Raw genomic sequence first — 12,900 nt, 5'->3', positions numbered from 1 at the left:
GCAGCGACGGACCCGCAGCCCCCGCCCACAGCACCGCCGTCAAGGAGCACCCGCATGCCCCGACCCCCGCGCGCAGGCACCAGGCGTACCCCGGCCCTCGCCCTCGCGACCGGTCTCACCGCGCTCGTCACGATCCTGCCCACCGCCGTCACCGCGGAGGCCGGCGCCCCCGCGTCGCTGACCGCGACCGACCTGCGCACCCAGAAGCTCACCCAGGCCCTGGGCATCGACGACACCACCCCCGAACTGAGCTGGGCCCTCACCGGCCGCTCACCGGGGCTCGTCCAGACCGCCTACCGGGTCCAGGCCGCCACCTCGCCCACCAGGCTCCGGCAGGGCCGCCCCGACCTGTGGGACTCCGGCAAGGTCGCCTCCGCCGTCCCGCAGACCGTCTACGCCGGCAAGCAGCTCGGCTCCCGCACCCGGGTCTACTGGCGCGTCATGCTCTGGTCCGCCACGGGCTCGCACGGCGCGGACCACACCGCCGACTGGAGCACGCCCGCGTCCTTCGAGACGGGCCTGACCAAGAGCGGCGACTGGCAGGCCGACTGGATCACCAACGCCGACTGGCAGCTCGGCAAACGCGACGTCACCCCCGTGGTCGTCACACTGCCCCGCACCACGGCCCGCTACCTCCGCCTCGACGTCACCCGCCTCGGCCTGCCCCTGCAGGAGGACTTCCCCGGCCGCACCTGGCGCCTGCAGCTCGGCGAGATCGACGTCCGCGACGCGGCCTCCGGCACCACGGGTCTCGCCAAGGGTGCCGCCGTCACCGCGTCCGAGTCCACCACCCTCCGCAAGACCTGGGAACCGGCCCTCGCCGTGGACGGCCTGCCCAACAGCGGCCTCCAGACCGCCGCCGGCTACTCCAGCGCGGCGCACACCGGACCGGACGTCTCCCAGCAGCCCGTCACGCTCACCCTCGACCTGAAGTCCGCGAAGACCTTCGATCAGGTCGCCCTCTACCCCCGCGCCGACGTCCTCACCGACGACGGCCGCGTCCCCGGCTTCCCCACCGACTACACCCTCGCCACCGCCGACACCCCCACCGGGCCCTTCACCCAGGCCGCGGCCGTCACCGGCCGGCAGCCGCCGAAGCCCTGGCTGCCGTCCGGACTGCCCCTGTTCACCAAGGACTTCGCCCTGCCGAAGCACGTGCGCAGCGCCCGCCTGTACGTATCGGGCCTCGGCGTCTACGACGCCACCATCAACGGCAGGCAGGTCGGCGACGCCGTCCTCGAACCCGCCAACACCACCTTCACCAAGCGCGTCCAGTACGCCACCTACGACGTCACCGACCTGCTGCGCACCGGCGGCAACACCGTCGGCGTCTCCGTCGGCAACGGCATCTCGAACGTCGTCAGCACCGCGGACCGCTACCGCAAGCTCTACGGCAACATCAGCGACCCCAAGCTGATCGCCCAGTTGGAGGTCACCCTCGCCGACGGCACCGTCCGCCGCATCGGCAGCGGCGACGACTGGCGCACCACGCTCGGCCCCACCACGTCCTCCAACTGGTACGGCGGCGAGGACTACGACGCGCGCCGCGCCGTTCCGCACTGGGACGAACCCCGCGGCAGCCGCGCCGGCTGGGACAAGGCCGTGACCGTCGCCGGTCCCGGCACCGCGGACGCGCCCGCCCTGCTCAGCGCCCGCGAGACCGAGCCGATCCGGGTCGTCGAGACCCTCACCGGCAAGGAGGTGCCCGGCGCCGAGGGCAGCCGGGTCTTCGACCTGGGCCGCAACATCGCCGGCTGGCCCGAGATCACGGTGCGGGCACCCGCCGGCACCACCGTCCGCATCGTGCCCGCCGAGAGCCTGAAGGACGGTCACGCCTTCCAGTCCATCAGCAACGTCGGCGGGCCCCTGTGGGACAGCTACACCACGAGCGGCTCCGGTGCCGAGACCTGGCACCCCGAGTACGGCTACCACGGCTTCCGCTACCTGGAGCTGAAGGGCCTGCCCGCCGGGGCGACGGTGACCGTCCGCGGCAAGGTGCTGCACACCGACAACACCTCGGCCGGTGACTTCACCAGTTCCAACGACCTGGTCAACGGCATCCACTCCCTCATCCGCCGCTCCATCGAGGGCAACATGATGAGCGTCCTCACCGACTGCCCGAGCCGCGAGAAGCTCGGCTGGCTGGAGCAGGACCAGCTCGTCTTCCCCACCCTCGCCGCGAACTACGACATGGAGTCCCAGCTCCGCAAGATCGTCCGCGACATGGCCGACGGCCAGACCCCCGAGGGCCTGATCACCTCCACCACCCCGGAGTACACGGCCCTGCCCGGCGGCTACCGCAACGACTCCAACTGGGGCGGTGCCTTCGTCCTGGTGCCGTGGCAGCTCTACACCACCTACGGCGACCAGGAGACCCTCGCCACCTACTACCCGCAGATGCGGAAGTACGTGACCTTCCTGGAGGAGAAGGTCTCCGGCGGCATCCTCGACTACGGCCTCGGCGACTGGTTCACCCCGGACACCACCTTCCCCCGCGCGGTGGCCGGCACCTACGGCTACTGGCGCGTCGTCGACGCCATGAGCCGCATAGCCGCGCTCCTGGGCGACCAGGACGCCGCGGCCGGGTACCGCGCCAAGGCCGACGCGAGCGCCAAAGCCCTCGCGGACAAGTACTACGACCCCGCGCAGGGCACCTTCGGCGGCGGCGGGCACGGCGCGGAGGCGCTCGCCCTCGACATGGGAGCCGTCCCGGCCGACCAGCGCGACCGGCTGCTCGGCCACTTCGTCGCGAGCGTCGAGGCGGCGGACTTCCACCTGAACCTGGGGGAGATCTCGCTGCCCGCCGCCTTCCGGGTGCTCTCGGAGTCCGGGCACGACGACGTCGTCGGCCGGATCGCCACCCAGACCACCAGCCCCAGCTACGGCTACCAGGTGCTGCACGGCAACACCACGCTCGGCGAGAGCTGGGACGGCGGCCCCGGCCAGTCCCAGAACCACTTCATGCTGGGCGCCATCGACGCCTGGTTCACCGCCCGCCTCGCGGGCATCCAGCAGGCACCCGGCTCCATCGGCTACCGCGAACTCCTCGTCGACCCGGCCCTCGTCGCCGGCCTCACCTCCGCCTCCGGCTCGTACCGCACCCCGTACGGCACCGCCGGCACCTCCTGGCGCCTGGACGGGGACGCGTACCGGCTGCGGCTCACCGTACCCGCGGGCACCACGGCCGAGGTGCACGTGCCGGTGACCTCCGGTGACGTGGCCGCGCCCAAGGGCGCCCGCTTCGTCCGCTCCGCCGACGGGGAGCGGATCTACGAAGTCGGTTCCGGCGACTGGACGTTCACCTCGACCTACCGCGCCGGCGCCTGACCCCGGCCGGTACGACCCGCCCCGGCCGGCCGCACCTCCCCGTGCGGCCGGCCGGGGCGGCGGCGTTCAGCAGTGGTCCTCGACGTCTCCGAGCCGGTGGGCCGGCCGGCGAGGCCGATGCCCGTGCGGGCCGGGGCAGCAGCGACGCCGGGAGCAGGCCGAGCGCGGTGAGCCCGGCGAGGAGGACGAGGGTGGTGCTCATCGTCGCGCCCGGCACCCCGGCCGTACCCGTGGTGCCGGCCGCGACCGCGATGCCGAGGGTGGGGCCGACGTTCATCGCCGTCTGCTTCAGGCCTCCGACGACCCCGGCGTACCCGGGCGGCGCGTCGCCGACCACGGAAGCGGTGGCGGTCACCATGACGGTGGCGAAGCCCGCGCCGAGCACGGCGAACGCGGCGGCCATGGCGGCCCACGCGCTGCCCGGCCCGGACCGCGAGAGCAGCGTGATGCCCAGGACGACCAGGAGCGTGCCGCACAGGGCGGTACGGCGCGGGCCGTAGCGGCGCAGCGCGGCACTCGCGACGGGTGCGCCGAGCACCATGAGCGCCGTCAGCGGGAGCACCCTCAGACCCGTGGCCAGCGGGTCGAGACGCAGCACGTCCTGCAGGTAGAACGTGGCCCGGAACAATGTGCCGAACAGCCCCGCGGTCGTCACCAGCAGGATGGCGACGGACGCCGTCACGGGCACAGAACGGGCCACCGCGCGGGGCACGTTGGGATGCTTCGCATGCCGCTCGTACGCGACGAGCAGCGCGAGGGCGCCCGCCACGGCGAGGACTTCGAGCACCGTACCGGCAGCCGTCCACCCCCGCTCGGGTATGCCCGCCAGGGCGTGGACGAGGGCCGCGAGCGCCAGCGCGAGCAGGGCCGCCCCGGCCATGCCGACCCTGCCTCCGCCGTCGTCCGGCCGCTGCGGCACGGGCACCCGGACGGCGAGCGTGAGCACGGCGATCGCCAGCGCGAGGGGGACATTGATCCAGAACACCGCGCGCCATCCCAGGTGCGCCACGACGAGGCCGCCGAGGACGGGACCGGCCCCCGCGGCCACCGCGAGCGCGCTCGTCCGGACGGCGATCGGCCGTCCCAGCCGGTCCTCGGGGTAGGCCAGCCGCAGCAGCGCCAGCGTCGCGGGTTGCAGGAGCGCGCCGAACACGCCCTGGGCCACGCGCAGGGCGATGACCCACCCGACGCCGCCCGCGACGGCGATCCCGGCCGACGCCGCCCCGAAACCCAGCACGCCGGCGCAGAGCAGGCGCCGGTGCCCGTAGCGGTCCCCGAGCCGGCCCGCGAGCACGAGCAGTGCCGCCACCGCCACCAGGTAGCCCGTGCTGGTCCACTGGACCTCGGCGACGCTCGCACCGAGATCCCGCTGCAGGCTGGGCTGCGCCACCAGCAGGACGCCACCGTCGAGGGCGACGACCGCGGCCCCTGCGACGCTCGCCGCCAGCGCGAGCCGCTGCCGCGCGGGGGAGATCACGCGGGCACCGGCCCGAGGTGGGCGTCGAGGACGGCAGTGAGGAGTTGCTCGTGGCGCAGCGACTCCTCGCCCGGGTCGTCGGCGCCCAGGACGACCTGGAGACTGCCCCAGGTCCACAGCTGGACGAGCCCGTGCAGGTTCGACCAGAGGGCGGCGGCCGTCACCGGGGCGGGCGGCGTGGTGGCCACCACGGCGGCGTCCTGCTCGGCCCGGCACCGGGTGACGAGCTCGACGAGGGCCTCGAAGAGGGGCAGCGACGTCTCCCTTAGCCGCGGACCGCCGTCCCCCTGCGGCGCGCCGTCCAGCAGGTCGTGGCGGAACATCAGCTCGAACATGCCGCGGTGGTCCAGCGCGTACCCGACGTACGCCCGTGCGGCGGCCGCCAGTTGGGCACGCGGTGCTGCCGCGTCCGCGGTGGCGGTCGCGGTCGCGAAGCGCGCGTGCAGGTCCTCGAATCCGCGCCGGGCGATCGCCGACAGCAGGGAATCGTGCGTGGGGAAGTGGCGCCGCGGCGCGCCGTGCGACACCCCCGCCCGCCGTGCGATCTCGCGCAGCCCCACCGACGCGGTGCCCCCGGCCAGTACGAGGTCCACGCCGGCATCGACAAGTCGCTCCCGCAGGGAGCCGCCATCGGTCATGGGGAGTGTCTACCAGCAGCCCGTAGACACTGTCTACGGCAAGGACCGCGAGCTGTGCCGACGCCGGGCCCCTTTCGCGGACCTGTCGGTGGCGGCGGGCAGACTGTGATGCATGACCTCGGCGACCGCACATGACCATGCCTGGATACGTTCCTCTCCGTTGTTCGGCTACGCGCTGGAGTGTGGGTACACCCTGACCCTGGCGCGGGGTGTCACCCCGGGGGAGGTGCTGCGAGTGATGGGGGCGGAGCCCCAGGGCACATGTACGGGAGCCGACGCGCTGATCGAGCGGCAGGACGAACTGCGCGACCCGATGGACTACTGGGACGACTCCTTCGTCGCGGGCGCGTTCACCGTCCCGGGTGAAGGCGGCGACTGGACGCTCGTCCTGCACGTCGGAGAGGGGGGCACGGGGATGCAGCCGCGCTTCCTGGAGGCCCTGTCGGCGGGCGGGCGCGCCGTGGTGCACTCCAGCAACGGAGGCAAGCCCATGGACTTCTTCCACTGGTATGAGGACGGGGAACTCCGGACCACGTTCGAGCGGCCCACAGTCAGGGCAGGCAGTACCCCCGATGCCCTCAACGCGTCGATCCTCGAGGTCGGATGGGCGCTGTCGGACGACGAATACGGGACAGGCGGGGGCGTCGACACCAAGGCCGCGGCCTTTGCCCTCGCCGAGCGGCTGACCGGGGTCCGGGTGACCGAGGAACTGCTTCGGGAGGCCGAATACCAGCTCGGGCATGTACCCGAGGAGCCCGCCGAGGAGTGGACCGGCATCGTCATCGACATCACCGACGCCCATGGGGAACGCTTTTACATGGAAGTCACCCGTGACGAGGTCGAGAGCGCCACGGCTCGCGCCCGCGCCGAGGCCGCAGCACCGATGGTCATCCGCGGGCCTTCGTCACCTGCTCCCTGACCCGCAGCGCGACGTGCCTGGGCCCGTGAGCTCGGGCTGGGGGACGAGCCGTCGATCCGACGCGATCGCCGTGTGGTCGCTCACCGACCGCCCTCCGTCCCCTCCCGTGCGCCGCGGAACTCGGCGCGAACGGCGTCCGTGTGCTCGCCCAGCGCCGGGACAGGACCCATCAGGGCCTCGCGGCCGCGTACCGTCACCGGCGGCAGCAGCCCGCGCAGCGGGCCGGACGGCGTGCCGAACTCCCGCCAGCGGTCGCGGGCCTCGAGCTGCGGGTGGGCCGCGAACTCCGCGACCGACCGCAGCCGGGCGTTCGCGATCCCGGCGCCGTCCAGGCGTTCCAGGACCTCGTCGGCGGTGAAGGCGGCGAAGTGCTCCTCCAGGATTGCGGTGAGCTCGTCGTCGTGGGCGTGGCGCAGCGGATTGTCCGCGAACCGCGGATCACGGACCAGCCCGGGCCGCTCCAGCACCTTCTCGCACAGGGCGACCCAGTCGCGGTCGCTCTGCACGCTGACGAAGACCTCCCCGCCGTCGCCCGCCCGGTAGTGGCCGTACGGCGAGATCGACGGGTGCCGGGCGCCGCTGCGGGTCAGCGGCGCGCTCCCGTACAGGCCGTGGAAGAGGGGCTGCCCCAGCCACTCGCCGAGCGCGTCGAGCATCGCCACGTCGAACGCGCTGCCTTCGCCGGTGCGTTCACGCTCGTACAGCGCGGTCAGGACGCCGGTGTACGCGTACATCCCCGCCGCGATGTCGGCGATGGAGATCCCGGCCCGCGCGGGGCTGTCCGGCGTGCCCGTGAGCGACACCAGCCCCGACTCGCACTGCACCAGCAGGTCGAACGCCTTCTTCGCCGCGTAGGGCCCGTCGTTGCCGTAGCCCGACACACCGCACCAGATCAGCCGCGGATGCCGCGCGCGCAGCGCCTCCGCGCCCAGGCCCAGCCGCCCGGCGGCACCGGGGGCGAGGTTCTGCACGAAGACGTCCGCCTCCGCCAGGATCCGGTCGAGCAGCGCGCGGTCGCCCTCCTCCTTGAGGTCCAGGACCACGCTCTCCTTGCCGCGGTTGCACCAGACGAAGTACGCGGACTCACCCTTGGCGGCCTTGTCGTACTCCCGCGCGAAGTCGCCGCCGGGCCGCTCGACCTTGATCACCCGTGCGCCGAGGTCCGCCAGCTGACGGGTCGCGAACGGCGCGGCGACGGCCTGCTCCAGGGAGACGACGGTGACGCCGTCCAGTGGCTGCCGCTGTGCCCGGTGCTGTGACGGTTGCTGTGGCTGCTGCAAGGCTCGCGCTCCTGGTCTCTTGCGGTAGGAATCGTGCACCTGGTGTCTCCCAGGGTGCCCGGGCTTTCAGGCCGGGGAGGTGTTGGTGCTTGGGTGGGAGCCGTGAAGCGACGGAGTTCTCTGCGTGTCGGTTCTGAGCTGCGTTCTCTTTCGTTGTCAGTGGGCGCTGTTAGGTTCCGCAGCGTGACGACGGGATGAAGCGCAAGCGCGAGGCCGCACCGTCGCTGAACTACACCGCCCGGGGTTTTCGACTGAAGGACGGACGTCTGCACCTGGCCGGTGGCATCGTTCTGACCGTGGTGTGGTCCCGCGACCTGCCCGACCATCCCACGTCGGTACGCGTGTACCGGGACAGCCTCGGCCACTGGTACGCCTCGTTCGTTGTGTCCGTCGAGGTGCAGCCGCTGCCCGCCACCGGCGCGGTGATCGGTATCGACTGGGGCGTCAAGGAGACCGCGACCACGACCAGCGACATCCACGACCTGCCCCACGCCCAGCACGGGAGGACCGCTGCGGCGAAGCTGGCCCGCTACCAGAAGATGATGGCCCGTCGGCGTACGCCGAGGAACAAGCCCGACACCGGTGGCTACGGCAAGGCCCGCCGGGCCGCCGCGAAGGTGTCCAGGAAGATCGCTCGCCGGCGGCAGGACACTGCCCGCAAGTGGGCCAAGCGCGTGGTGACCGACCACGATGTCATCGCGGTGGAGGACTTCCGGCCGAGGTTCCTCGCGAAGACCACGATGGCGCGCAAGGCGGCGGACGCTGCGATCGGCGCGACGAAGACGGCGCTGATCGAGATGGGCCGCAAGCACGGGCGGGACGTCCGCCTGGTGCATGCCACGCACACCACCATGGACTGCGCGTCGTGCGGAGCGAGAACCAAGCACGCACTTCCTCTTTCGGAACGTACCTACACCTGCACCGCGTGCGGAGCCGTGTCTCCCAGGGACAAGAACTCCGCCCGCGTGATGCTGGTCCGGGCTGGTCTCAACCCGGCTGGTGCTGATCGTGTAAGCGCTGGCGGACCGCTGGTCCCCAGCCCACGTGAGCCAGGAATCCCCGTCCTGTGGGACGGGGAGGATGTCAAATGTCCACGGTCGTGCCCAGTCCCTCCGCACGCGCGACGGCGTGGACGACATGGGCGGCGGCCACGTCGAGCGCCGCGTGCCCCGTGGACTTGAAGACGGTCAGCCCGCCGGCCTCGCCGCGTCCGGGGTGGTCACCGGCGAGCACGGAGCCGAGCAGGACGACCGCCCGGCCGGGGGAGAGACCCTGCAGTTCGTGGGCCCCGGCCGGGGGAGGGGAGCCGGCGGCGCCGGGCCACTCGGCGAACAGCGCGGCGTCCCGAACGGTCTCCGCGTCGAGTTCGGGGCCGTGGGAACCGCCGACGGAGCTCACGTGCGTGCCCGGCGCGAGCCACGAGCGGCGTACGACCGGACGCGTCGCCCCGGTGCAGCAGAAGACGACGTCGGCCCCGCGCACCGCCTCCTCGATGCCCTCCGCCACGCGCGCCCCCGGGTGGCGGGCCGCGGCCTCACGGGCGCCCCGCGGGTCACGGCCGGCGACGACGACCTCCGCGGCCGGGTGGAGTTCCGCCAGCAGGTCGATCTGGGCGCGGGCCTGGGCCCCGGTGCCGACCACGGTGTGACGCAGCGCCCCGGGGCGGGCCAGCGCCCGCGCCCCGAGCGTGGCCGCCGCGGCGGTGCGCACGCCCGTCAGCGACTCGGCGTCCATCAGGGCCAGCGGGCGCCCGTCGTGCTCGTCGAACAACGCGACCATGCCCCGGTGCGCACTGCGCCCGGGCAGCGCCGGATCGCCGAAGACCGACACCAGCTTCGCCGCCAGGCCCAGCCCCGGAACATGGCCCGGCATCGCGCCCAGCAACCCGGCCGGGGTGCGCGCCGCGATCCGCGGCGGCGCCGACACCTCGCCGCGGCTGATCGCGACGAGGGCCGTGGCCACGGCGTCGACGACGCGGCGGGCGTCGAGCGCGGCCCGGGTCTGCGTCCGGTCGAGGACGAGGAGACCGCTCATGACGTGGCTCCCTGAGGATCGGTCAGAATGCGCCGGAGCTCGTCGGCGGCGTCACGCAGCGCCCGCTCCAGGGCGGGCAGCCGGGCCTGACCGAACTCCGCGTCCGGCCCGACGACGGTGAGCGCGCAGACGGGGGCGCCCGGGACCGGCGTCACGGCGCGGCTGATCGAGGCGACCAGCTTCTCGTTGCGTCCGCGCTCCACGGCCACCCCCGTCCGCTCCGTACGCGCGATGTCGGCCAGCAGTCCGTCGTCCCCGTCGAGCGGGTGCCCTTCGGCCTCGGCGGGACGCAAGTAGGGCGCGCGCGCCGCCGGGTCGAGTGCCGCGACCAGCGCCAGCGGCCCGGCGAAGCGGTGCACCGGCAGCGCCTCGCCCAGCAAGTGGCTGATCATAGCCAGGCGTTCCGGCCGGACGACGTCGATCACCCGGGCCCGGTCGGCCTCCAGTACCTGCAGGTTGACCATCATCCCCGTGAGGTCGGACAGCTCCTGCAGCACCGGGCGGGCCAGGGCGTTCAGTGAGTTCCCCGCCGCGGCCGCCGACATCCGCAGCACCGCGGTGCCGGGCAGATAACGGTCACCCGCCCGCAGCACCCAGCCCCTGCGCACCAGGTCCAGCAGGATCCGGTAGGCCGTCGCGCGGTGCAGGCCGACCTCGCCGGCCAGGTCCGTCAGGCGGACGGGACGCGGCGCACGGGTGACGGCCTCGACGAGGTCGAGCGCCTTGTCCACCGCGGTACGCGGGGCCTCGGGCATCGCGGCCACTCCTTCTCGATCTCCGGCGGCTGCAGTACAGTACCGAGCGTTTCCCCAGACGATACAGATGTTACGCAGGTTGCAACAGTCGAGGTGAGCATGGCCGACCAGTCCCGGGGCGCCCCCACCCCCTACGCGGCGCCCGCCGCGGGCACGACCGCGGTCTACCGCGGCGCGACCCTCTTCGACGGCACCGGCCGGCCGCCCCGGCCCGCGACCATCGTCACCGACGGGCAGAAGGTCACCGCGGTCGCGCCCGACGCCGACCTCGCCTCCCGGCTCCCCGAGGGCGCCCGGGTTTTCGACCTCGACGGACGCTTCGTCATCCCCGGGCTGATCGACACCCACCAGCACCTCGCCACCCCGCCCGACCGTCCCGCGGCCGAGGCGGCGTTGCGCCGTCACGTCCACAGCGGCATCACCGCCGTCCGGGACATGGCCGACGACCTGCGGCAGATCGGCGACCTCGCCCGTGCCACCCTCGTCGGCGAGATCCCCGGCCCCGACATCCGCTACGCCGCCCTGATGGCGGGCCCCGGGTTCTTCGACGACCCGCGCACCCACCAGGTCTCCCAGGGCGCCGTGCCCGGCGAGGTGCCCTGGATGCAGGCCGTCACCGCCGCCACCGACCTGCCCCTCGCGGTCGCCATGGCCCGCGGTACGTACGCCGCGGCCATCAAGGTCTACGCGGACCTCGACGCGGACCTGGTCGCCGCCGTCACCGCCGAGGCCCACCGCCAGGGCATCCCCGTCTGGGCGCACGCCACCGTGTTCCCGGCGACGCCCGGCCAGGTCGTCGCCGCCGGTGTCGACACGGTCTCCCACGTCACCCTGCTCGCCTTCGAGGGCGCCCCCGACGGGCTTACCAGCTACAAGAGCAAACCCCCCGTCGACCACGCCCGGTTCACCGCCGGGGACGACCCGCACCTGTACCGGCTCTTCGCCCTCATGCGCCGGCGCGGCACCGTCCTGGACGCCACCGCCTGCATGTGGGAGAGCGACGAACTGGCCGGCGGGGGACCCGAGGACGCCGCCCGGGCCCGCGCGAACACCGCGCTCGCCGCCGCCGTCACCGCCCAGGCCCACCGGGCGGGCGTGGCCATCTCCACCGGCACCGACCACGAGACCGCCCCCGGGGCCGCCTTCCCGGCCCTCCACGACGAACTGGCCTTCCTCGTCGAACGCTGCGGCATCCCCATCGCGGACGTCCTGCGATCGGCCACGCTCATCGGCGCCCGTGCCGCCGGCACCGAGGACTCCATGGGCAGCGTCGAACCCGGAAAGCTGGCCAACTTCGTCGTCCTGGACGAGGATCCGCTGCGCGACATCGCCAACCTGCGCAGCGTCACCCTGACCGTCAAGCGCGGACACCGCTTCGACCGCGCCGAGTTCGAGGAGCGCCGGTGAACCCCACCCCCGTGATCGTCAACGCGCTGGGTCAGCTCGACAACCCCAACGCCCCCGCGTCCGCCGAAGCCGCGGCCCACCTCAACCCCTCCAGCGACCAGCTCACCATCGACGCCCGCGCCCTCGCCGACGCCCACGCCTCCGGCCTCACCGCCGTCAACATCACCCTCGGCTACACGATGGGTGACCTGCCCCCGTTCGAGCACACCCTGCGCGAGATCGACGTCTGGGACGCCATCATCGGCGACCACCCGGCCGACCTCACCAAGGTCCGCACCGTCGCCGACGTCCACCGCGCCCACGCCGACGGCAGGATCGGCGTCATCTACGGCTTCCAGAACGCCGTGGCCGTCGGCGAGGACCCCGGACGCGTCGCCACCTTCGCCGAGGCGGGCGTCCGCGTCATCCAGCTGACGTACAACCAGGCCAACCACATCGGCGACGGATCGATGGCCCCCGCCAACCGAGGGCTGACCCCCTTCGGCCACGAGGTCGTCGAGGCACTCAACGACCAGCAGGTGATGGTCGACCTCTCCCACAGCGGCGAACGCACCTGCCTGGAGGCCGCCAAGACCTCCCGGCAGCCCGTCTCCGTCAACCACACCGGCTGCCGGGCCCTCACCGACCTGCCCCGCAACAAGACCGACGAGGAACTCCGCCTCGTCGCCTCCCGCGGCGGCTTCGTGGGCATCTACTTCATGCCCTTCCTCAACCCGTCCGGCCACGCCCGCGCCGCCGACGTCGTGGAGCACATCGACCACGCGGTCAACGTCTGCGGCGAGGACCACGTCGGCATCGGCACCGACGGCACCATCACCCCCGTCGACGACCTCGACGCCTACCGCACCGCCCTCGCCGAACACGTCGGCCGGCGCCGCGAGGCGGGCGTCGGCGCCGCGGGCGAACGCGCCGACACCTACCCGTTTGTCGTCGACCTCCGTGGCGTCGACCAGTTCCGGGAACTCGTCCGCCTCCTGGAACGCCGCGGGTACCGTTCCGAGCGCATCGAGAAGATCCTCGGCCGCAACTTCCTCGACTACGCGTCCCGCGTCTGGGCGTAACC

9 protein-coding genes and 1 pseudogene are annotated in these 12,900 nt (G+C 73.2%); 5 read left to right on the top strand and 5 right to left on the bottom strand.

The features are described 5' to 3' along the window. Nucleotides 1–54 precede the first annotated feature (54 nt). Complete coding sequence (locus PV410_RS29745; RefSeq protein ID WP_500328852.1) at nucleotides 55–3,327, top strand: family 78 glycoside hydrolase catalytic domain; 3,273 nt, start codon at nucleotides 55–57, stop codon at nucleotides 3,325–3,327. On the opposite strand, the gene PV410_RS29740 is transcribed toward PV410_RS29745, so the two are convergent. After that, nucleotides 3,299–4,804 carry an MFS transporter gene (locus tag PV410_RS29740; RefSeq protein ID WP_500328851.1) on the bottom strand — a complete coding sequence of 502 codons (1,506 nt, stop codon included), beginning with the start codon at nucleotides 4,802–4,804 and terminating at the stop codon, nucleotides 3,299–3,301. The genes PV410_RS29745 and PV410_RS29740 overlap by 29 nt on opposite strands. After that, nucleotides 4,801–5,442 (bottom strand): TetR/AcrR family transcriptional regulator, encoded by a 642-nt coding sequence (locus tag PV410_RS29735; RefSeq protein WP_500328850.1) that lies wholly within the window; start codon nucleotides 5,440–5,442, stop codon nucleotides 4,801–4,803. The genes PV410_RS29740 and PV410_RS29735 overlap by 4 nt, the downstream gene beginning before the upstream one ends. A 112-nt stretch (nucleotides 5,443–5,554) precedes the next feature. On the opposite strand from PV410_RS29735, the gene PV410_RS29730 reads away from it, so the two are divergent. Continuing rightward, nucleotides 5,555–6,361 carry a DUF6461 domain-containing protein gene (locus PV410_RS29730; protein WP_500328849.1) on the top strand — a complete coding sequence of 269 codons (807 nt, stop codon included), beginning with the start codon at nucleotides 5,555–5,557 and terminating at the stop codon, nucleotides 6,359–6,361. Nucleotides 6,362–6,441: 80 nt separating this feature from the next. Here PV410_RS29730 and PV410_RS29725 read toward each other — a convergent pair whose 3' ends face one another. Beyond that, nucleotides 6,442–7,641, bottom strand: coding sequence for a CaiB/BaiF CoA transferase family protein (locus PV410_RS29725; RefSeq protein WP_500328848.1), 1,200 nt, complete (start codon nucleotides 7,639–7,641; stop codon nucleotides 6,442–6,444). A gap of 194 nt (nucleotides 7,642–7,835) precedes the next feature. Here PV410_RS29725 and PV410_RS29720 point away from each other — a divergent pair. After that, a pseudogene (locus tag PV410_RS29720) lies at nucleotides 7,836–8,822 on the top strand (RNA-guided endonuclease InsQ/TnpB family protein); the annotation flags it as partial. Here the strand turns inward: PV410_RS29720 and PV410_RS29715 are convergent. Next, on the bottom strand, nucleotides 8,725–9,675 hold the full coding sequence (locus tag PV410_RS29715) for an ornithine cyclodeaminase family protein (protein WP_500328847.1): 951 nt from the start codon (nucleotides 9,673–9,675) through the stop codon (nucleotides 8,725–8,727). The pseudogene PV410_RS29720 and the gene PV410_RS29715 sit on opposite strands and share 98 nt — an antisense overlap. Next, nucleotides 9,672–10,430 carry an IclR family transcriptional regulator gene (locus PV410_RS29710; RefSeq protein WP_500328846.1) on the bottom strand — a complete coding sequence of 253 codons (759 nt, stop codon included), beginning with the start codon at nucleotides 10,428–10,430 and terminating at the stop codon, nucleotides 9,672–9,674. Before PV410_RS29710 ends, PV410_RS29715 begins: the two co-directional genes overlap by 4 nt. Nucleotides 10,431–10,529: 99 nt before the next feature. On the opposite strand from PV410_RS29710, the gene PV410_RS29705 reads away from it, so the two are divergent. Both PV410_RS29705 and PV410_RS29700 read left to right on the top strand, forming a co-directional pair. Then, nucleotides 10,530–11,837, top strand: a complete 1,308-nt coding sequence (locus tag PV410_RS29705; protein ID WP_500328845.1) for an amidohydrolase family protein — start codon at nucleotides 10,530–10,532, stop codon at nucleotides 11,835–11,837. Further along, the gene (locus PV410_RS29700) at nucleotides 11,834–12,898 is read left to right on the top strand and encodes a dipeptidase (RefSeq protein WP_500328844.1); all 1,065 of its coding nucleotides are present in this window, start codon (nucleotides 11,834–11,836) and stop codon (nucleotides 12,896–12,898) included. The genes PV410_RS29705 and PV410_RS29700 overlap by 4 nt, the downstream gene beginning before the upstream one ends. Nucleotides 12,899–12,900 lie beyond the last annotated feature (2 nt).

The sequence above is a fragment of the Streptomyces sp. PA03-5A genome (assembly GCF_033792725.1).
Taxonomy (GTDB): Bacteria; Actinomycetota; Actinomycetes; order Streptomycetales; family Streptomycetaceae; genus Actinacidiphila.
This window is presented reverse-complemented; position numbering and strand designations above follow the sequence as displayed.